At 38.8% G+C, this 21,344-nt stretch carries 22 protein-coding genes; 10 read left to right on the forward strand and 12 right to left on the reverse strand.

The features are described from left to right. Positions 1-123 precede the first annotated feature (123 nt). A complete protein-coding gene (hpxO, locus tag MKL38_RS10735; protein WP_270903252.1) occupies positions 124-1,281 on the forward strand; it encodes an FAD-dependent urate hydroxylase HpxO in 1,158 nt (385 codons plus the stop codon). Between the two features lie 53 nt (positions 1,282-1,334). Here the strand turns inward: hpxO and MKL38_RS10740 are convergent, their stop codons facing one another. From MKL38_RS10740 to puuE, 5 genes are all read right to left on the reverse strand, one after another. Continuing rightward, the gene (locus tag MKL38_RS10740) at positions 1,335-2,060 is read right to left on the reverse strand and encodes an outer membrane protein OmpK (protein WP_004640025.1); all 726 of its coding nucleotides are present in this window, start codon (positions 2,058-2,060) and stop codon (positions 1,335-1,337) included. A gap of 121 nt (positions 2,061-2,181) precedes the next feature. Next, positions 2,182-3,549, reverse strand: a complete 1,368-nt coding sequence (locus MKL38_RS10745; protein ID WP_270903253.1) for a nucleobase:cation symporter-2 family protein — start codon at positions 3,547-3,549, stop codon at positions 2,182-2,184. Positions 3,550-3,573: 24 nt separating this feature from the next. Beyond that, positions 3,574-3,897, reverse strand: coding sequence for a hydroxyisourate hydrolase (uraH, locus tag MKL38_RS10750; protein ID WP_270903254.1), 324 nt, complete (start codon positions 3,895-3,897; stop codon positions 3,574-3,576). Further along, positions 3,894-4,397, reverse strand: a complete 504-nt coding sequence (gene uraD, locus MKL38_RS10755; RefSeq protein ID WP_199989524.1) for a 2-oxo-4-hydroxy-4-carboxy-5-ureidoimidazoline decarboxylase — start codon at positions 4,395-4,397, stop codon at positions 3,894-3,896. Before uraD ends, uraH begins: the two co-directional genes overlap by 4 nt. Positions 4,398-4,488: 91 nt before the next feature. Then, positions 4,489-5,454, reverse strand: a complete 966-nt coding sequence (puuE, locus tag MKL38_RS10760; protein WP_270903255.1) for an allantoinase PuuE — start codon at positions 5,452-5,454, stop codon at positions 4,489-4,491. 252 nt (positions 5,455-5,706) lie between these two features. On the opposite strand from puuE, the gene MKL38_RS10765 reads away from it, so the two are divergent. The 4 genes from MKL38_RS10765 to dsbD all read left to right on the forward strand — a co-directional run bounded on the left by MKL38_RS10765 (position 5,707) and on the right by dsbD (position 9,375). Then, the gene (locus MKL38_RS10765) at positions 5,707-6,057 is read left to right on the forward strand and encodes an HPF/RaiA family ribosome-associated protein (protein WP_004640014.1); all 351 of its coding nucleotides are present in this window, start codon (positions 5,707-5,709) and stop codon (positions 6,055-6,057) included. A gap of 153 nt (positions 6,058-6,210) precedes the next feature. Continuing rightward, the gene (locus tag MKL38_RS10770) at positions 6,211-6,756 is read left to right on the forward strand and encodes an ankyrin repeat domain-containing protein (RefSeq protein ID WP_017388947.1); all 546 of its coding nucleotides are present in this window, start codon (positions 6,211-6,213) and stop codon (positions 6,754-6,756) included. Positions 6,757-6,768: 12 nt separating this feature from the next. Beyond that, positions 6,769-7,536 (forward strand): transporter, encoded by a 768-nt coding sequence (locus MKL38_RS10775; protein WP_005037991.1) that lies wholly within the window; start codon positions 6,769-6,771, stop codon positions 7,534-7,536. Positions 7,537-7,554: 18 nt separating this feature from the next. Continuing rightward, positions 7,555-9,375, forward strand: a complete 1,821-nt coding sequence (gene dsbD / locus MKL38_RS10780; RefSeq protein ID WP_017391053.1) for a protein-disulfide reductase DsbD — start codon at positions 7,555-7,557, stop codon at positions 9,373-9,375. Here dsbD and MKL38_RS10785 read toward each other — a convergent pair. After that, on the reverse strand, positions 9,370-10,563 hold the full coding sequence (locus MKL38_RS10785) for a GGDEF domain-containing protein (protein ID WP_231764417.1): 1,194 nt from the start codon (positions 10,561-10,563) through the stop codon (positions 9,370-9,372). The two genes, dsbD and MKL38_RS10785, sit on opposite strands and share 6 nt — an antisense overlap. Before the next feature lie 174 nt (positions 10,564-10,737). After that, positions 10,738-11,649 carry an alpha/beta hydrolase gene (locus MKL38_RS10790; protein ID WP_017391051.1) on the reverse strand — a complete coding sequence of 304 codons (912 nt, stop codon included), beginning with the start codon at positions 11,647-11,649 and terminating at the stop codon, positions 10,738-10,740. A gap of 151 nt (positions 11,650-11,800) precedes the next feature. Here MKL38_RS10790 and MKL38_RS10795 point away from each other — a divergent pair, with 151 nt between their 5' ends. Next, the gene (locus MKL38_RS10795) at positions 11,801-12,238 is read left to right on the forward strand and encodes a DUF2147 domain-containing protein (RefSeq protein ID WP_003654111.1); all 438 of its coding nucleotides are present in this window, start codon (positions 11,801-11,803) and stop codon (positions 12,236-12,238) included. Positions 12,239-12,276: 38 nt separating this feature from the next. On the opposite strand, the gene MKL38_RS10800 is transcribed toward MKL38_RS10795, so the two are convergent. Both MKL38_RS10800 and MKL38_RS10805 read right to left on the reverse strand, forming a co-directional pair. Beyond that, a complete protein-coding gene (locus MKL38_RS10800) occupies positions 12,277-12,627 on the reverse strand; it encodes an arsenate reductase (RefSeq protein WP_132070619.1) in 351 nt (116 codons plus the stop codon). A 454-nt stretch (positions 12,628-13,081) separates the two neighbouring features. After that, positions 13,082-13,906 carry an exodeoxyribonuclease III gene (locus tag MKL38_RS10805; protein WP_270903256.1) on the reverse strand — a complete coding sequence of 275 codons (825 nt, stop codon included), beginning with the start codon at positions 13,904-13,906 and terminating at the stop codon, positions 13,082-13,084. A 38-nt stretch (positions 13,907-13,944) separates the two neighbouring features. Between MKL38_RS10805 and pyrE the strand changes: the two genes are divergently transcribed. Next, a complete protein-coding gene (gene pyrE / locus MKL38_RS10810) occupies positions 13,945-14,595 on the forward strand; it encodes an orotate phosphoribosyltransferase (RefSeq protein WP_004639998.1) in 651 nt (216 codons plus the stop codon). A 338-nt stretch (positions 14,596-14,933) separates the two neighbouring features. Continuing rightward, positions 14,934-15,308 carry a hypothetical protein gene (locus tag MKL38_RS10815; RefSeq protein ID WP_270903257.1) on the forward strand — a complete coding sequence of 125 codons (375 nt, stop codon included), beginning with the start codon at positions 14,934-14,936 and terminating at the stop codon, positions 15,306-15,308. Positions 15,309-15,476: 168 nt separating this feature from the next. Here the strand turns inward: MKL38_RS10815 and MKL38_RS10820 are convergent, their stop codons facing one another. The 3 genes from MKL38_RS10820 to MKL38_RS10830 all read right to left on the reverse strand — a co-directional run bounded on the left by MKL38_RS10820 (position 15,477) and on the right by MKL38_RS10830 (position 18,897). Next, positions 15,477-15,977, reverse strand: coding sequence for a hypothetical protein (locus MKL38_RS10820; RefSeq protein ID WP_270903258.1), 501 nt, complete (start codon positions 15,975-15,977; stop codon positions 15,477-15,479). 291 nt (positions 15,978-16,268) lie between these two features. Next, positions 16,269-18,458: a TonB-dependent receptor gene (locus MKL38_RS10825; protein ID WP_270903259.1), complete on the reverse strand. Its 2,190-nt coding sequence runs from the start codon at positions 18,456-18,458 to the stop codon at positions 16,269-16,271. Positions 18,459-18,684: 226 nt separating this feature from the next. Next, positions 18,685-18,897, reverse strand: a complete 213-nt coding sequence (locus MKL38_RS10830) for a DUF1737 domain-containing protein (RefSeq protein ID WP_004639994.1) — start codon at positions 18,895-18,897, stop codon at positions 18,685-18,687. Positions 18,898-19,057: 160 nt separating this feature from the next. On the opposite strand from MKL38_RS10830, the gene gshB reads away from it, so the two are divergent. Next, positions 19,058-20,002, forward strand: a complete 945-nt coding sequence (gene gshB / locus MKL38_RS10835) for a glutathione synthase (RefSeq protein WP_270903260.1) — start codon at positions 19,058-19,060, stop codon at positions 20,000-20,002. A gap of 237 nt (positions 20,003-20,239) precedes the next feature. Then, positions 20,240-21,337, forward strand: a complete 1,098-nt coding sequence (gene murG, locus MKL38_RS10840; RefSeq protein ID WP_132070613.1) for an undecaprenyldiphospho-muramoylpentapeptide beta-N-acetylglucosaminyltransferase — start codon at positions 20,240-20,242, stop codon at positions 21,335-21,337. The last annotated feature ends 7 nt before the right edge of the window (positions 21,338-21,344 follow it).

A 21,344-nucleotide genomic window follows, 5' to 3' on the forward strand; every position in this document is an offset into this window, starting at 1 on the left:
AGTTTTACACGTAAATATATAAGCATGGTGCATGCCAGTTTTTTGGAAAAGCTAAATAATTTTTGAACGATGGCATGTTTTTAGCATAAGCACCCTATAGGTGAATATCTATAGGAGAGTGTTATGAATGTGGTGATTATTGGTGCGGGAATGGGAGGTCTAACCACTGGCATTGCATTAAAGAAATTTGGTCATCAAGTTCGTATTTATGAGCAAACAGAGAGGATTCTTCCTGTGGGTGCTGCCATTTCGCTGTGGTCGAATGGTGTGAAATGTTTAAACTATCTGGGATTAACCGAGAAAATCGCCCAACTTGGCGGACAAATGGACGACTTGGCCTATGTAGATGGTTTAACTGGAGACGTGATGACACAATTCAGTTTACTGCCATTAATTGAAGAAGTAGGGCAAAGACCTTATCCGGTTGCACGTGCAGATTTACAAAATATGCTCATGGATGAATTTGGCCGAGATCAGATTTATTTAGGAAAGAAAATGGTCAGCCTTGATGACAAGGCTGATTATGTCGAGGTTCATTTTGCTGATGGTAGCTCAACGCAGGCCGATTTAGTGATTGGAGCAGACGGTACTCACTCTCTTACACGGGCCTATGTGTTGGGCCAGCAAGTACAGCGCCGTTATGCGGGTTATGTGAATTGGAATGGTCTGGTTGAAATATCTGAAGATTTAGCTCCAGCGCAGCAATGGACAACTTATGTGGGCGAAGGTAAGCGTGCTTCTCTGATGCCGGTTGCAGATGGGAAATTCTATTTCTTTTTAGATGTGCCTTTACCAGCAGGTTTAGAAAATAATCGAGATGAATATAAAAAACTTTTAAAACAATATTTTGCTGATTGGTGTTTACCAGTACAGCAGCTCATTGAACGTTTAGACCCGCAAAAGACCAATCGGGTAGAAATACATGATATTGAGCCGTTCACCCAGTTTTATAAAGGTCGAGTGGTGATTTTAGGTGATGCTGCACACAGCACGACACCTGATATTGGACAAGGTGGCTGCCAAGCGATGGAAGATGCTATTTATTTAGCGCGTTCTTTGCAAATTAATACTTTAGGTGTCGAAGACGCTTTACGTCGCTATCAAAACAAACGTAATGAACGTGCCAATGAGTTAGTGCTTCGTGCGCGTAAACGTTGCGATGTGACCCACATGAAAGATGAAAGCGTTACTCAAGCGTGGTATGCAGAATTACGCCGTGAACAAGGTGGACATATTATGCAGGGGATTATTAGCAATATTGTGGGTAATCCACTCGATTAAAACAAAAACAGCAAGGACTTCTCCTTGCTGTTTCAAGCTTCTAAATCATAATTTTAGAAGTGGTATTTAACCAATGCACTGACGTTATTTTCGTCTCTTCCTTGAAGGCCAAATTTGTTATTCCACACTGAGTGCTCGATACCTAGGTATAGGCGTGTATCAGGAGAAATGTGTTTACCCACATTCCATTTCCATTGTGTTGTCCAGTTCAACTCGCTGGCATGGTCGCCTTCAGCAGTTGACCAGTCAAGGAAACCATCTACCAAGAAATCTTCAGATGCGATTTTAAATGGAATACCATAAACAAACGTCATTTGATAATCGTCGTCAGTGTTCTCATTATTTGCACGGTAGAAGTTTAAATTCGCATATTGGAAATATGGGATATTTAAGTCGACAGCAAAACCATAAAGGAAATTATCGAAGTTGTTGCCGTCTTCACTATTGCCTTCCCAAGTGGTACTAATTAACACATCTTTGATTGGGCCATACGCCAGTTTTTTACCTGATATTTCACCTAAGCTTAAACGTGGTGATAACTCGAAGTAAGTACTCTTGTGGTCATTTTCACCACGCATACGGTCCATAAAGAAAAATACATCAGCGTATTTAACTTTCGCTGCATATTCCAAAGTAAGGGTGGTTTCTTTGTCATCTACAACTTCATAGTTTTCACCATAAAGTCCAGTCACGCTAAAATCTTGCCAGATTGGTTTTGCCTGAACCATGGCAGTTGCAGATAACAAGGCACAAGTCGCCGCAAGTTGCTTTAATTGCATTTAAATGATCTCCCCCCAAATAAAGCACGCTAAGGATACAGTGTCTTAAGCAAAAATGAAGCCAAATTTGATCAACGGTTAAAAAAAGGCCCACCGAAGTGGGGCGCTAAAAACTAAATCTTTAATGTGTATTTCTGGTATTTATTGTTTGGCTTAAATGAGGGGTACGCGAGCTGCGAAATGTAGGTAAATGATTAAATAATAAATTCAACAAGATAGCAAAGATACAAGTTGAACTAATGCCCGAATGGAACAAAGTTTGTACCCAAATTGGGAAATGAGCATAAAATTCATGGTTAATAATTGGAATCATACCTGCCGATAAAGCGGTCGCGACAATAATTAAATTTTTCTGATCGTTATAATCTATTTTTGCCAAAGTGCGAATTCCACTTGCTGCAACCGATCCAAATAAGACCAAACCTGCACCACCAAGTACGGGCATTGGAATCGCTGCAATCAAACGACCCATAATAGGGAGTAGACCCAAAATAATCAGAATGACACCGCCTGCTGCTACTACGAAGCGGCTTTTTATACCTGTAATCGCAACCAGTCCAACATTTTGGGCAAAAGCACTTTGCATAAACGAACCAAAGATAGGCGCAAAAGCACTTGAAAACATATCCGCACGTACACCATTGGCGATACGTTTAGCATCTACTTCAGTTCCTACAATGTCTCCGACAGCAATAATATCGGCTGTGGTTTCCGTCATAATGACTAAAGTCACAATCAACATCGACAAGATTGCGCTTAACTCGAAAGTAGGTAAGCCAAATGCAAATAAGTGTGGAAATTGCAGCCATGCGCCTGGGCTCACCTGACTAAAATCACCAAAACCCATGAAGTAGGCGAGGGCAGTACCAGCAACAATAGCCAATAAAATCGATAAGCGACGAATGCTGGCTTGCGGCAACATATTTAAAACAATCACAATGCCTAAGGTCAGTAAGGCCAAAGAGATATTTTCTACGCTACCCCAGTCGGGTGCTTTATTGTTACCACCCATCATCCAGCGAACTGCGACGGGTAACAGAGATAAACCAATAATTGTGATGACGCATCCCGTTACAACAGGCGGGAAAAAACGAATAATTTTTGAAAAATAAGGCGCAAGACATAGGCCAATCAGAGATGCGGCAATGACCGCACCGTATACAGCAGGTAAGCCACCGCCCGTGGTGATAATTGCGACCATGGTTGCAACACCTGCAAAAGACACGCCCTGAACTAAAGGTAATTTTGCACCTAGATATTTGGTCCCAATTGTTTGAATCAGCGTTGCCAATCCACCGACAAATAGAGCAGCAGCGATTAACATTCCGACTTGTGCTGAGCTTAATCCAGCCGCTGTTCCAATAATAAGGGGCGGTGCAACAATGCCACCGTACATGGTAAGCACGTGCTGTAACCCGTAAGCAAAACTTTTGGATATTCCTAAATATTCATGCTCTGGAGAAATCGCATTCTTTTGCCGCCGATTCATATTTTTCTCCTCGTTATATTTGAGTTAGCTACCGCGATAAGTGGAGTAAGCAAACGGGCTAATCAGTAAGGGAATGTGGTAATGCTGATTAATGTCTTCTATAAAAAATTGAATGCAAACACGCGGGAAAAAAGTTTTGACTTTTAGTGATGAAAAATAAGGGGCGATTTCGAACTCAAGTTGATACGCCCCTTCAACTAAGGTTTTTATTCCAAAATCACTCACACGCCCATCTTGGTTCGTGGTTGCGGTCGCAATCAGCTCATGGGTTTCTGCATGAAACAACTTCACTTCTACGTGTGCAGCTGGTTTGCCTAAATTCGTATCTAAAATATGAGTGCTGATCATGCTTGTATTTCCTGAGATAGACGTAATAGAGCAATCGCTGCGAGTTGCTCATGTACAATTATTTTTTCGATAGCTAAGTCATGTTGTAAGCGTTCATGTAGCTTTTTTAAAATCTCTTCGCTACTGAGTCCTGCTGCTTTAATTAAAAAAATAAAGCCAAACTTTTGTTCATAATCGAGATTGCCTTGTAGCAGAGCTTGCTGCGTTTTTTCATCTAAAGAAATGCCAGCTTGTTCTTGATTTGAAAAATGTTGCTCTTTTGCATTGAGTTGCTTTTTTGCCTGCCGTTCACCAATTTTTGGGTGAGTTGCTAATGCTGCTTCTATCTCTTGCCATGACCACATTTGACTTAAATTTTCTGCATATTCCAAAAGAGATGCTTTTGTTGAATAGGGACGTTCTGAGATGATTTTTTCGGCCCATGTTGGAATGTGGACACAGTTTTTTAACAAAGTCTTGAGTTGTTCGGGTGGGGCTTGATTAAACTCGGCTAAAAACACTGTTATTCCTAAACTCATTGTCGTGATATAGGGTTTTAGCAATAACAGTGCCAATAGCTGTTAATCAACAGTTTAAAAATTTAAAAATCAATTATTCAGTTATGTGATTTTTATTCCAATGTTCAGCGATATCCTGACGACGGCATACCCAGACACGATCGTGCATTTGAATGTAGTCGAGAAATTTTTGTAAGGCTTTAAAACGACCCGGATGACCTAAAATACGGCAATGCATTCCAATTGACATCATTTTTGGTGCAGTTTCACCTTCTGCGTACAGCACATCAAAACTATCTTTTAAATATTGAAAAAACTGTTCTGAATTATTAAATCCACCCGGTGAACAGAACTTCATGTCGTTACATTCTAAAGTATAAGGAATAATTAAATGGGGGCGGGATGCACCCGCAGCATCGGTAAGTGTGGTCCAAAAAGGCAGGTCATCACCATAATAATCAGAGTCATATTGTATTTGTGGGAACTCTGCAAGTAACTGACGAGTATTGGGGCTGTCACGTCCGGTGTACCAACCTATCACTTTATTTTCAAACAAGTTTTCTAAAACAGATAGGGCCTGTTCCATGTGCTGTTTTTCTACTTCAATATCGGTATCTTGATAGTGAAGCCAGCGATAGCCATGAGACACTACATCATAATCAGCTTGCTTAATGGCTTCTACAATATAAGGGTTGCGGGCAAGCGCCATTGCAACTCCAAAAATGGTCATTGGAAGCTTGCGCCGTTCAAACTCACTATGAATGCGCCAAAATCCAGCACGTGAACCATATTCGTACATAGAGTCCATCGACATGTGTTTAGCAGGGTAGCTTGCAGCACCAATAATCTCTGATAAAAACTGTTCCGAACCCTCATCGCCGTGCTCAATATGTTTTTCGCCACCTTCTTCATAATTAAGCACAAATTGCACAGCAACCTTGGCATTATTAGGCCATTTAACCTGTGGAGGCTGTCCGTGATAACCGATTAAATCACGTGAATAAGGAGACTTTTGAATTTGCTCAATGAGCGCGGCACCAGATAGATAAAATTCGGTCACGATTGCTCTCCTTTTGTTCAATTTTTCATAAATATTTAAAAAATCAGCTTGCATATTTTTATAGATGGACTGATATTGAAGATATGAAGATCTTCAAAATAAATTAAAAGCAGTACGTTTAAGTCAGGAGATAACAAACCATTACACCATCAAAATGTACAATTGAAGTCAGTTCATGCATGCTTAAAACATGCCAACATAAAAAAGTTTTGCATAGAAAAGATCCACAGTAAGAAAGAGAGGATGGTATTTATGAATATAGAAATCCGCACAGATAAAAACATCCATAATAGCGAACGTTTAATTACTTATGTACGTGCAGAACTTACTCAAGAATTCCAACGTCATAGCGAACGTATTACGCATTTCTCGGTTCATTTTAGTGATGAAAATGGGGACAAAAGTGGTGATAAAGATATCCACTGTATGATTGAAGCACGTCCTTCAGGTTTGAAACCAGTTGCAGTGCACCATAAAGCAGGAAATATTGATGCTTCAATTCATGGTGCAATTGAAAAATTAAAACGTAGCCTCGAACATACTTTTGAGAAAAAAGAACACCCGAGAGGTGGGCAACCAGAATTCATTGATGATGAAGTTTAATTGAAAACGGTAAAAAGCCCTTCGGGGCTTTTTTTATATCTGATGAAAATAAAACTATTCACAACATTAGGTTTGCAATGCAATGCAATCAACCTCTAAAATCTGGAGAAGAGATTAGGCATAATAGCCCTAATATATTTTTGAGAGATGGTCATGTTAACCACCCAGCAGCAAGCTTTAATTAAAGCCATAGAAGAATTAGAACTCGCGCAAGTGCAAAAATTACTTGCTGAAGGACTTGATCCGAACTTTATTGATCCGGAACAGGGGCCACCTGTATCAATTATCTGTGACGGAATTTTTAAATGGTGGGAAAATGTATCGGAAGCTTATGAAGCAGGTACACCATTATCAAAAGAAGAAAAGCAACAAGCATTGCAAGTTTACCTCGATATTCTTGAAGCTTTGATTCAGGCCAAAGCCAATGTACATCTTTGGGATGCAGAAGAGTTTTACGGTCCATTATGGGATGCTGCAAGCTCGGCATGTGCTCCAGCTGTTCAACGTTTACTCGATGAAAAAGTTGATCCAAACTCGCGTGATGAAGAAGGACTCACCATTTTATCTTCAATCAGTCAGTTGTTCTTTGATTGTGATTTTGATGAAATAGATTGGTCAGAATCGCTTGAAGAAGAGCGCGAAACATTAGAATTATTGCGCCGTCACGGGGCAAAGATGTCAAAAGAATTAACTACTTAATTGGATATTAGAATGAAAATAGTACAAGTCTTAACTTTTGCTTTATCTACTGTTGCTGCTGGAAGTACTTTTGCAGCTGAGTTCTCGTTTGACCGCCCAGGGGCAGGAATGGGGACGGGTATTACCCCTGTAGGCAATTTGGCTTGGGAGCAAGGTTTACCAAGCGTAACTTATACTGAAGCAACTGTTGATGGTGTTAAAGAAAAGACCGTAACCTTAAATCAAGATATGTTGTTCCGTACAGGTTTAGGTCGTGACTTAGAATTACAGTTAGGATGGCAGGGTCCAGCGTGGACTCAGACTAAACGTGCTGGCAAAAAAAATGATACTTCGGGCTTTGGTGACGTAAGCATCGGTTTAAAAAAAGCGATTGATTTAAAAGATGACAGATTGTCTATGGCAGTGTTGGCTGAGGCGATCATTGCAACCGGAAATGATGAATTTACGGCACATGACGACATTTATAGTCTTACCTCTGCGGTAGCTTACCAATATAGTGATTTAGTAGGTACTTCAATTACCATGCGCTATGAAGTGCAAAATAGTGATTGGGCAGTGACAGCAGTACCAACCATTGACTATAAAATTGCAGGTAAGCTCTCAGGTTATTCAGAGTTCATTTACCGTAAAGCTGAAAGCCAAGACTATGAATATGGTCTAGGTACAGGTTTAGTTTATGCGGTAAATAATCGTACCCAGCTCGATGCAAGCATAGGCGTCGATTTAAATGGTCAAGATAAGAGCTACAACGGTGGCTTAGGCGTGTCATTCTTGTTCTAATCGAAGCAATTTAAATTTATGTTAATGAAAAAGCTTATTCATCAGGGAATTCTTTATTTTCTAGCAGTTGCTGTTTGTGTGTTTAGCCAGTTGGTTTCTGCGCAAGACAAGTTGCTGTCACCCGAACAAGCTTTTTCATTTTCGGTTGAATCTTCTGAACCGCATACTGCAAGTTTATCTTGGCAGATTCAGCCAAATTACTATCTATATCAGCATAAATTTACCGTACAACAAGGTACTCAACCTTTAGCTTTAAGGTTACCAAAAGCTATTGCTCAATATGATGAAAATTATGGGCAAAGTCAGGTTTACTACAATCAAGTTAATTTTAAAATTAAGACAAAGCCCTCAGAACACTACAGTGTGACTTGGCAGGGTTGTGCCAAAGACCGTATTTGCTACCCACCTCAAACAATTGAGTTTCAAACTGATGCCGATGGTTTGGTCGGTGTGCAAAACCAAGCAGGAACCGCACCAAAACGATTACTAGATTTAGCAAATACACAAACAGATGCTTCTTCAGAAACTCTAGAAAAAGAGCAGGGCACAGCACAGGCAGCTGATACAACTACTCCGCAAGTTGCGCAAGATCAGATTTGGTCAGCTAAACTGATCGAACACTCTCTTTGGTATGGGATTTTATTATTTTTAGGTTTAGGCATGCTGCTCGCATTTACGCCATGTTCTTTACCGATGCTTCCTATTTTAACTTCGTTGATTATTCGAGAGCATAAAGGTTTAAAAGCTTGGGTTATTGCGCTTACCTTTGTGTGTAGTATGGCATTGGTTTATGCAGGTTTAGGTTTAATCGCTTCTTCAGCAGGCTTAAATTTCCAACGCTGGTTACAACAGCCTGCTACATTAATTGCTTTTAGTTTGCTGTTTATTGTATTTGCTCTGAATCTATTTGGCTTGTTTGAGCTTCGTTTGCCGCAAACATGGTTAAATCGACTTGACCGCATTCAGTCGATGCAACAAGGCGGCACTTTGGTCGGTGCTGGAGTCATGGGTGTGGTTTCTGCGCTCTTGGTGGGTCCTTGTATGACTGCACCACTTGCTGGAACTTTATTATTTATTTCTCAAACACAAAATCAATGGCAAGGGGCTTTGCTTCTGTTTTGTCTGGGATTTGGAATGGGAATTCCCTTATTGCTCGCGAGCATATTAGGTGCAAAATTTTTACCTAAAGCTGGCGACTGGATGCATCAGATTAAAGTGATTTTTGCTTTCCTGATGTTGGGTTTAAGCCTTTATTTTATTCGTCCTTTATTAGCTGATTGGGGCATGCAAGTACTTAGTCTAGGATTAGGACTCGCTTTTATAGCCTATGCTGTTTATCAGTTTTTCTGGAAAAAAGGGCAGCTACAATGGCTCTATGCGATTTTATTGTTAATCGTTACACCTTTTGTAGCCTATAACCAATATCAACATATTCATAATCGAAATTTGCAAAGTTCTGACCATATGGCTGAGTGGCATGTTGCGGCTAGCGCGGCAGACTTCCAAAAGATTTTAGCGGCTGCTCCAGCTGATCGGGCTATTGTGATTGATGTCTATGCAGACTGGTGTGTTGCTTGCCAACCTATTGAGCACCGTATTTTAAAAGCACCCGAGGTTCAATCTGCTCTTGCGCCATATTATTTAATTAAGCTTGATTTGAGCCATTATGATCAGTCGCATGAAGCTCTACTCAAACAATGGAATATTTTAGGGCCACCGACCTATTTATTCTTAAGCCCAGAGCAAAAAGAAATTCGTGCGTTGCGTTTAACGGGTGCCTTTAGCCAGCAAGAACTTTTACAGCAACTCGCGAGTTTGGCAAAACTAAAAGAATCATAGCGTATTAATAGCCTCGGTCTGATGAAATGTACGTACCTGATTACGTCCTGAGGCTTTTACGGCATAAAGCGCTTGGTCTGCTTGTCTAATCACAAGATAAGGATCTTGTGCAAAAGCTGAACTGCTTATTCCAAAACTCGCGCTAATATGAATAGGATTATTTTGAGTGCTAAAAACTGGCAGTTCTTCTAAAGCATGGCGGCAGCGCTCAGCAATTTTTTCTGCTTGAATAATATCGGTATGGGGGAGCAATAAAATAAACTCCTCGCCACCAAATCGACCAATAATATCTTCACTACGCACGTTGTTTGACAGGCATTGGGCAATTTCAATTAAAACCTGATCGCCTTGATGATGCCCGTAAATATCATTAATTTTTTTAAAGTGATCAATATCAAGAAGTACGACCGCATAATCAAATTGTTGTTGGTGTAGTGACTCTAAATGCGTGTTTAAACTACGTCTATTTAATACGTTGGTTAATGGGTCGAGTTGGCTTAGGCGTTGAATATAAGTTTCCCGTTGGCGCCATTGGGTGAGTAATATCTCAAATAAAATAAAACATGCTAATAAAATGGGCATAATAAAAAATGCCATACTTCCTAACCAAAAGGGATTGGTTTGAGCACGTTGCATAGCAATAAGATTAAATAACGGCGCATAAGGCAAAGTACCTTTCATACTCAAATAAGTACATACGGTTAAAATAACGGTCGCAGGCACGAGGGCGCTATAAACAATTTTTCTATCAAATAATACCAAACCCACACCAATGGTGCCGACATAACCCACCATGGTTGCAGGGCTAATACTGCCAATTAAATATCCATCGTGACATAGCATGAGTGCAAAGAATTGCACGCTAATAAACGGAATAATTTTTTGTGCCCACTCATGATTTTTGTAGCGATAGCAGGGAATAATCAATGAAGCTAATAAAAACAAGGTAAATAGATTTAACCAGATTTGCGATTCAACTAAAGGTAAATGTGCCCATTGCCAGACACTTGGTGTAATTAAAATATAGCCTTTCCATAAAATCCAGCTGAAATTCATTGCACAGGCAAGTATGAGCATGAGGGCGCTTTTTTGTAATGGCGTCCAGTTAATGATGTGATTATTGTGGATGAAATCGATTATCACCTGTTTTGTTCTATGTATTGGATGAGTGATTAAACGACTTTTCATAATAAGTAAGGGCTCCTAAATATAGATGCCTCTTTGTTGGACCATCCTAAAATTGAATTATCTAAATAATTTATTTTTTAAACATAACATGATTTTCAATTTATACATGATGACTTTTTATAAAGAAAATAATGTGAAAAGTTTTATTCACTGTTCACATCATTCATAGATAAATTAAGTTTTATCGAGTTCATGGGCAAATTCAGCAATATCTGCCAAAGCTTGTTTTGCTTCATCAAACCATGCATTAAACATCTGGAAGTTATGCCACATACCTGTATAAAGTTTGAATTGAACTTTAACACCAGCATCTTCGGCTTTTTCTCTAAAACGCTTGGCATCGTCTAATAATATTTCTTTAGAACCTACTTGAACCAAAGTCGGCGGTAGGCCATGCAAGTCATCGAAAATAGGCGAAACACGTGGGTCATCTGCTGCAATCTGATTGCCAATATAATGTTGGATCCCTGTTTGCAGGGCTTCAAGCGAAAGCAGGGCATCATGTTTCTGGTTAAATCTTAATGATTCGCTTGTCAGCGTTAAATCTAAAAAAGGCGACAATAAAATCAGGCCACTCGGCATGAGCTCAGGTTGTTCTTTTAAGCGTAAACAAAGTGCTAATGCTAAATTGGCTCCGCACGAATCACCCGATAAAATAATATCTTTTGGCTGAACACCTTGTACTACTAAAGATTGATAGATGTCATATAGAGCTTCGGTTGCCTCAGGGTAGGGATGCTCTGGTGCAAGCGGATAATCCACATGAATAACTTGCATTTGGGTGCGAGCAGCCAAATCTGTCATAAAAGCATGGTGTGTTTTGACACTGCCAAGAAAAAAAGCACCGCCATGAATATGAAAAATCAGTTGAGTAGAATGATCTTGCGGTTTGATTTCCTCACCTTTAATGCCTGCCAGCCGAATTGGGCGAACAGAGACATTTTTTTGTCGTGGAAAAGCACGACACATTTGGTCTAAAACAGGACGTAAGGCAGTAGGCGGTAAATTTAGCTGACTTGGCTTGCGAATTGTTGTTTTAAGAAAAGTTTCTGTAAAGTAATATTTCCAAACATTTGATATATTCATAGAGCATCCATTTTTATGCTAGTTTCTTGTTTTCTTGTAAATTTTATTTTGCAAGATTACAAGGTTACACGAAACAGTCACATTCAAAAATTGCAATATCTTTGCGACTTCTGAATACTAAAATCTTGAAAGACCCAAGGATATTACAAAAATGAAAAAGATTGCTTTAGCTTTAGGACTCATTGGTATGGCTGCATTTGCCAATGCGGCTGATACACTCAATGGAACGGTATGGAAAACAATTGATGATCAGACCAATAAGCCAAAAGCCGTAGTTAAATTTACGGAACAGAAGGATGGAACCTTAACTGCAACCATTCAAAACATTTTGACACCGGGCGAAGAAAACGCTTGTACAAAATGTGAAGGTCCGTACAAAAACAAACCACTTAAAGGTGTCACCATTGTACATAATTTAAAAAATGTAGGTGGCAACAGTTATGAAAACGGTACGATTTTAGATCCTAAATCTGGCAAAACTTACAAATTGAAAGGTGAGTTAACAGATGGCGGTAAGAAGCTTAAATTGCGTGGCTATATCGGTGTTTCTGCACTTGGTCGTAACCAAACATGGATTCGCGCTAACTAAAAGTTTTAATAAAAAAACGAGCCAAATGGCTCGTTTTTTTATGCTTGGATATTTTGATAGGTTGCTTCATCAAAACCGACGATAAAACCTTGGGAGGTTTGTAAAACTGGTCTTTTAATTAAACTTGGTTGAGCAATAAGTGCTTCAATAAGGTTGTCTTCACTGCTTAATGCACGTGTTTGTTCTTCTTCTGATAGCTTACGCCAAGTGGTTCCTTTTTTGTTTAGAACCGTGTCTTGCCCAATTTCTTTTAACCAGATTTTTAGGGTATCTGCATCAATCCCTTGTTTTTTATAATCATGAAAATCATAGTTAAGCCCTTTAGCTTGCAAGGCATCAAATGCTTTTTTCATTGAATTACAGTTTTTGATTCCATAAATTTTTAACATTTTATCGGACCATGTCAAAAAGAGAGAGCACACAGCCTACCCCAAAAAGCATTTGAGAACTACTTTATACCGATACTTTTAAAACAAATGAAAAATTATGATTAATCGAAAGACAAATGTCATGTTATTGTCATAAGACAAGGCGATAATGAGCTTAATAAGAAGAAGTTAAAACTAAAAGAACTTAGCGCAAAAAATAAGAGATTGAAAAGAGAAAACCCGCATTTAATCATCCTGATCATGCGGGTCTCATTTCAACGTCCAATGTCACATCCTTGCAAATAAACTTATCATAAGTTTATTTTATCTTCCTACGGCGTCCTATCCTTTTGCGTCATCCTGACTGCTTCCCTGTGCCGTGGGGCTATAATGCCGTTAAAGCTGTGTAAGAAAAATACTCAAAAACGACATATGCTGTAAGCGAAAACGACAAGGTAAGTGAACAACTGTTCACTTATTCTTGAATTTTATAGTCGATGATAACGGGTGCATGGTCACTAAACCATTGATCTTTAAAGACCCATGCATTGGCTGTGCGTGCTTTCCAGTCTGGTGAGCAGGCTTGATAGTCAATACGCCACCCTACATTTTTTGCACGAGCTTGGCCTCGATTTGACCACCATGAATAAAGTTCTGCTTCTGCTCGAACAATGCGGAACGTATCAACATAGCCAAGTTCATCATAAATATGGTCGAGCCAAGCACGTTCATGCGGTAAACAGCCAGATGATTTTTGATTACCTGACCAGTTTTTAATATCAATTCGTTTATGAACAATGTTGTAGTCACCACAAATGATGACTGACTTATTTTCATCACGCCATTGCTTCAAGATTTTCGCGTATTCACCTAAAAATAAATCTTTACGTGCTTGCGCTTCTTCACCACTTGACCCTGAAGGTAAGTATAATGACGCAATATGTACCGGATGTGACAAACCTAAATCGAATTCAGCAGAAATAAAGCGACCTTGACTGTCAGCCAGTTCAAACCCTAAACCATCTTTAACAGAGACAAAGGGTAGGCGGCTATATATGGCAGTTCCTGCGTAACCTGCACGCTCTGCTGGAAAGAGATGGGTATGCCATCCTTCGGGTCTAAATTTTTCAGTCCATTGTTCATGGGTAATACGGCTTTCCTGCATGCATACGACATCGGCATCTGATTGTTCTAACCATTCAAGTAAGCCTTTCGTCACCGAAGAACGCAAGCCATTTACGTTAATGGAAACGACTCGAAGAATTTTTACATCACTTGGATACTGATCCTTTGGTATCATGCGAAAATTTAACCTCAATTGTGAATTTGGAGCACCTCATGACAACGCCTGTGTCATTTAACCCGCAAGCATTTATCGAACTCGCATTATCACGCGGTGTGCTTAAATTTGGTGAGTTTACTTTAAAATCTGGACGTGTGAGTCCTTATTTTTTTAATGCAGGCCTACTCAACGATGGTGAAGCTTTATCTCTTTTAGCACAAGGCTATGCCGATAAATTAACACAATGCCAAAATGTTGATGTTATTTTTGGACCAGCTTACAAAGGCATTCCGTTTGTAGCAGCGACTGCTGTTGCCTTGTCGCAAGTACATAACAAAAGTGTGCCATGGGGCTTTAACCGTAAAGAAGCGAAAGATCATGGTGAAGGCGGTGTTTTAGTCGGTGCTGCGGTTGAAGGTAAAAAAGTCTGGATTATTGATGACGTAATTACCGCAGGTACAGCAATTCGTGAAGTCGTAACGATTTTGAAAAATGCTGGTGCAACTATCGCTGGTGTATTAGTTGCGCTAGATCGTCAAGAACGTGGTCAAGGTGAACTTTCTGCAATTCAAGAAGTTCAAAAAGAATTAGAAATTCCTGTTCACGCACTCATTACCATGAAAGATTTAATGGATTATTTAGATGCGAAAGGCGAAAAAGAAGCGCTAGCAAATATGCAAGCTTATCGTGAAAAATACGGTATCTAAGAGTTAGGTATGGAAAAGGAGGCTGTGGCTTCCTTTTTTATAATTTAATCAAATTATTGAGTTGGTTAAATTATAGTCGTAGAGTGTGGGAAATTATAAAAAAGCTGCTCAAGTGTGCTGAATCCTAGAACGGTTTTGACTAAAATTTTAATAATTTCGTATAAGGCGTATTATGTTAATTTGACTTTGTTGCACAAACTTACCGATAAGGTCTATGACATGGAAGTGAAGTTCAAAACCGAAATGAATGAGTACCACTATAAGCCTAAAATCTCATTCAACGGCTCAACAACAGAATGCTATACTAATTTATCCGAAGCTTTACAAAAACTTATAAAATGAAAAAGATCCTAATTAGTCTACTTGCTATTTCAGCAATCAGTACAATTCAGGCGAAAGAATATCCAAACTATGCAGATGAAAAGAAATATTTACAGATGCTAGAAAAAGTTTATCCACAATTAGAAATCATTGTTCGTGGCAAATTGATATTGAATAACGCTGAAAATGATGTAAAGGCTCTGGCTGATAAAGATAAAAAAGAAGTGTGTTCTATGGCAAATGCAGTTATAAAAGCTGACAACATTATCGTAAATAACACAGTCCATGAGTCTTATGTTGAATCAACAAACTATCTCCAAAATTTTATGACTTCAGAAGGTGCTGATAATCTAAAACAAGAATTACAGTTATCAGGATTTAAGTGTGATTAAAATGAAAATTAGGTACCTACACAAAATTTAGAACAGTCCCAAGGCCCATAAATAGGGCCTTTCGATGATCTGATTAACATAAAATCTCAACTACGAAATCATTTCAAATAAGCACCACTATGTAAAATAAGGGAGTTAACTTAGACAAAATCAATATGGTTTAATCACTTAATTTTGTTCTAGTGAATGCTCATGTAACTCGAAGTAAATGATTTTTCCTGTTGCGTTATCAATCGCAACACTGACTTTCTCAGTTTCGAATTCTTTTACGTTTCGATGAGGATTTGTATTGGTATCTTTATTAGTCTTCAGTTTTTGTTTCACTTCTTTTTCGGTATCATCACTGAAAAGACCAAGGGGCAATTTATGTCCTTTATAATTTGCAAATGAAACATCTTGATCGGGGAGATATAATTTTATAGATACAATTTTCTTATTTTTTAACAGCATTTCGATGCCATTTTGAGGAAGCATTAAGCTTTGATCATAGAAATCAAGTTTAGGAAATTCTTCATTCCAAAACTGATCGGTGATCTCAGGTATTTCCTTTACTTCGAGCTGGTTCACAAACGCTTCGAAACTTTTGCTTTGTGTTGATGTCCCTAATAATTCTAAATATTTATTAGGATTTTCACTATACTTTGAAGAACTGCAACCTGTTAATATCATTAAAAAGAACCAAATGAAAAATATACGCATATTAAATTTCTTAAATCTATTTGGTTTATTTTAACTTTAAAAATATATTTTTAATAATTTCTAAAATTAATATAATACAGCATATGCGAATCACTTCTTACACTCGAAGGTCATGCCCAACTTGTCTTATTAACCTTGTTCAGTCATCACCAAAGGTGGAAAAGAAGCGCTAGCAAATATGCAAGCTTATCGCGAAAAATACGGAATCTAAAAATAAAAGGGCATACCTCTAAATAGGGGTATGCCAGTTTAATATTTTATTTAAAACTGATAATTCAAACGCAATAACACATTACGTGGTGTGCCCGGCATGCTGTCTGAGCGCCAGTATTCTTTATTGGTTAGGTTATTTACTGCAAGTGTGACATTCCAAGGTTCTGCACTATAGCCAATTGCTGCATCGACGCGATTAAAGCCTTCCATTTTTACTGCATTATTAATATTTGGATAATAAGACCCGACATAGGTTACACCCACCTCGGTATACCACTGTTCAGTTGGTAAATAACGAACAAATAAATTACCCGTATTTTTTGATGTGTTGGCTAAATAGTTGCCTTCTTGTTCAGGCTTTTGTTTGTCTTCTTTAACTTTAGCATCTGTGTAACCATAACCACCGCGAACAAAGACATTATCAAGTACACGGCCAATAAAACTAAATTCAACACCACGTGATTGATGCTGACCGGCCGTTGCCCATACTTCTGGTTCTTCATTAGGCTTTGGTTTATAGCGGATATTATTTTTACGAATATCAAAGACCGAAAATTGAGTATTTAAACGACTATCTAACCATTCGCTTTTTACCCCAACTTCGTATTGCTCGTTATATTGAGGCTCTTTATCCATTTTTGTGACATCGGTGCTTCCAGTGACTTGGTTAACACCCATTTGCCCACCGAATGGCGCAAAGCTTTTAGAGTATGAGGTGTAAAAACTATGTTCAGGAAGCGGTTGCCATACCAAACCAACATTTGGGCTAACAGTACTGTCTTTTACATTGCGACGTGCATTAGTGAGTTTGTTAGTGGTTGAAAAATCGAAGTAATCGTAGCGTAGGCCCATCATGAGTTTAAGTTGGTCATTTAGACCAATTAAATCTTGAATAAATACGCCGTAAGTTGTGCCTTCATTATAGTTGTGCTGTCTCATCACTAATGGACCATTGCCACGACTATATTCACGTTCGCCTGTGAATGGATTAACGTAGCCGTAAATAGAACCATTTTTAGCTTCATTTGCTAAGCGTGGCTCTCGTTGCTCATAGGTCCAGTCTGTACCCATCATGATTTGATGTTCAAGTTGGCCTGTTTTGAACTTACCTTTAATATCAAATGTATTCGTCGTTGTTTTATTGCTGGTTTGCTGCCAGTAGTAAATTTGGTTGATGTAGCCTTTTTTGGTCGTACATGCTTCACCTTTCAAATTTTTTCCATCTAGCCCACAATAAGTTCCAAAATAAAAGTGGTCAAAGTTCTGTTCTGCTTGTCTGTAACTCGCTGCCCAGTGAAAGTTCCAATCAGGCGCATATTGGTAATTTACGTCAGTACGCACAACTTGCAAAATATCATCAACATAATCTCCGTCTTGGGCAAATCCTGTTTTGATCGAAGTTCCCGCAGGTAAGTTATCTTGAGTTGGCCCGCGATCAGGTACACGACCTAATTTGTCATACGTATATTGTGTAGTCCAAGTAAGCGTTCCATCATCATTTTTATAAGTGAAACTTGGTGAAAACATTTCAATTTTATTTTCAATGCCAGAGCGGAAGCTCCCTGACTCACCATATTCTCCAGTCAAACGTGTTGCTAAATTGTCATTAATAACTTGGTTAATGTCAGCCGTTGTTCCGTAGTTGTCATATGAACCTGCATAAGCACCAACTGAACTTTTGGAGTCAAAATTGGCGAACTTACTCACCATATTCACAACCCCACCACCAGCGCTACGACCATATAAAACAGAAGCGGGGCCTTTTAAAATTTCAATACGCTCGATATTGGCAGTACTACGACGTACTTGACCACTTTCACGTATACCATCACGGTAAATATCGCCTGTATCAGCACCAAAACCACGAATGTTAATGCCATCACCACGCATATCGTAATTGGTAGATACCCCAGGTGTGCCTTGCAGCATAACGCTTAAATCATTTGATCCATAAATTTTATATTTCTGAACATCAATGGTATCAACGGTTTGAGGGATATCTTTTTTGTCTAAACCGTTACGTGTGACATTGGCTTTGTCATAGTCGATATAGCTTTTAATTGGGTCTAACTCACTCATCGCCTCAATTTTTATGGTGGGCATGGTCGCTGCAACTTTCGAGGATGAGTTACTAGAGTCTTCAGCGTATACACCTTGAATATTCAAGATCATTAAACTGAGTAAGCTGAGCGGGAACAAACGCTTAATTTGGGGAGATGATGTAGAAATTCTTAACATAAAATAAAATCAATTAACAAAAATAAAAGTATAAATGATAATTATAATCATTTCTTTGTTTAGAATAAAAGAACTATTGTCTTTAAAATTTATGAGATCGCTTTTCTAAGTATTTATTTTGAAAGGATGTAGTGATTGCTCAAGCTAACAAGGAGGAGTATTGATTAGCTTGAGTTATTAATTTGGATTAAGAAGATGTTTTTAGAGATGAAAGTAAATATTTAATTTAAGCATTATTTTTGAGAACATCTAAAATATCCATTTCTGGATCATAATTCTCGTCAATCGTTTTACAAATTGCTTGTCCCACAATGACATGCGTGCCATTAAAGGTCATGCTGGGTGCCTCATATAATTCCCAGCCGTGATTCAGTGCTTTAGTTACTCGTGCACAAAAAGCAGAGTCATCAGGGCCAGTTAAATAGCGATAAAGTTTCATCTTTAGCCTTTAAAAATAATATTTTATGGTCATAGTTTAACTGAATTTACTTGAGTTCTAGTTAAAGGAATAACAGATAACGATTTACTGAAATTAAGAAAAACGAGTGAAAAATCTCAGCTATACTCATGCTAATTTAAATTTTATGAAGAGCTTGAGCATGCGTGTACTTGTCGTCATGGATCCGATTGAAACCGTAAATCTTAAAAAGGATTCAACCATGGCAATGTTGTGGGCGGCGAGCCGTCGTGGACATGAATTGGGTTATGCGTTACAACAAGATTTATATATCGATCAAGGTAAGGCTTACGGTCTAATCTCGCCATTAAAAGTATTTGAAGATTACAATCATTATTACGAGTTGGGTGAAAAGAAAAAAGAATCTGTCGCGGCTTATGATGTGGTGTTGATGCGTAAAGATCCACCGTTTGATATGAACTTTGTCTATACAACTTACGTGCTTGAACAAGCTGAACGCGAAGGTTCATGGATTATCAATAAGCCTCAGTCATTGCGTGATTGCAATGAAAAGCTATTTGCAACGCAATTCCCAGAGCTGCAAGTACCTACACTTGTAACATCGCAACAAAGTTTAATTCGTGAATTTCTTAAAGAACATGGCGATGTCATTGTGAAACCACTTGATGGTATGGGCGGTACGGGAATTTTTCGTTTATACCAAGACGGTGTAAATATTGGTTCTACTTTAGAAATGCTTACAGAGCTAGGTACTCGTCCAATTATGGCTCAACGTTATATTCCTGAGATTGTAGAAGGGGATAAGCGTATTTTGATGGTAAATGGCGAGCCTATTCCTTACTGTCTAGCTCGTATTCCACAAAATGGTGAAGTGCGCGGTAACTTAGCGGCAGGTGGCTTAGGTCAAGCGCGTCCGCTCACTGAAAACGATAAACTGATTGCAGCTAAAATAGGTCCTTTCTTGCGCGAAAAAGGTTTGGTTTTTGTTGGTTTAGATGTGATTGGTAATTATGTCACTGAAATTAATGTCACCAGCCCAACATGTATTCGTGAAATTGATGCTCAATTTGGTACATCAATTGCCGATGATCTATTTGATGTATTAGAAGCTGGTCGTACGGCTTAATTATTTATTTCAGGTGATTTTCAGCGGTATTTATGGGAAATCACCTGAAAATATATGAATTAATAAAATCACAATATGAAATACGCTAGTGCTTTGTAGGCATATTTTCAAAAAAGCACATCTTTCTGTTATAAACGAGTGAAATTAGCTTTTCGTTAATGAAGCTTTAGGATTAAAATAAACGGCTACAAAAATAGATGACAATTTCCATTGTTTTTTGAGTTGAAGAATTAGACCGTGACCGATTCACAGCAAAGCAAACCCAAACATGTCATGATGATGGCTGCCGGTACAGGTGGACATGTTTTTCCAGCCCTCGCCGTAGCCAAACAACTTCAACAACAAGGTTGTCAGGTTTCATGGTTAGCCACGCCAACAGGTATGGAAAATCGTTTATTAAAAGATCAAAATATTCCAATTTATCAAATTGATATTCAAGGTGTTCGTGGGAACGGTGTGATCCGTAAACTCGCTGCGCCTTTTAAAATTTTAAAAGCGACTTTAAGCGCAATGCGCTATATGAAACAGCTTAAAGTTGATGCTGTGGCTGGATTTGGCGGTTATGTTGCGGGGCCTGGTGGTTTAGCAGCACGATTGTTAGGTATTCCAGTACTTATTCACGAGCAAAATGCGGTTGCTGGTTTTACAAATGCACAGCTAGCGCGTGTTGCTAAAGTCGTGTGTGAAGCATTTCCAAATACTTTTCCTGTTAGCGAAAAAGTTGTCACAACTGGAAATCCGGTACGTCGTGAAATCACCGATATTTTAAGCTCTAAGTGGCGTTACGATGCACGTGAGCAAGCGGGACAACCTTTAAATATTTTAATTGTTGGCGGTTCTTTAGGTGCAAAAGCGCTTAATGAACATTTACCGCCAGCGTTAAAAAAAATACAAGTTCCACTCAATATTTTTCATCAAAGTGGTCAACAACAAGTTGAAGCAACTCAGGCACTTTATGCAGATGCACCATCCAATTTAAAGGTGCAGGTTTTGCCGTTTATTGAAGATATGGCAAAGGCTTATAGTGAAGCTGATTTAATTATTTGCCGGGCTGGAGCATTAACGGTGACAGAAGTTGCAACAGCAGGTGTTGCTGCGGTTTTTGTACCACTTCCGATAGCTGTTGATGATCACCAAACTGCAAATGCCAAATTTCTGGCTGATATCGGCGCTGCAAAAATTTGCCAGCAATCGACTATGACACCAGATGTTTTAAATGAATTGTTCACTTCGCTGATGAACCGCCAATTACTTACAGAAATGGCAGTGAAAGCGCGTCAACATGCCCAACCAAATGCGACTCAGCATGTGGTTGATCTTATCCAAAAAATGTAATCGGATT

Source organism: Acinetobacter sp. AOR14_HL (assembly GCF_027855175.1).
Classification (GTDB): Bacteria; Pseudomonadota; Gammaproteobacteria; order Pseudomonadales; family Moraxellaceae; genus Acinetobacter; species Acinetobacter calcoaceticus.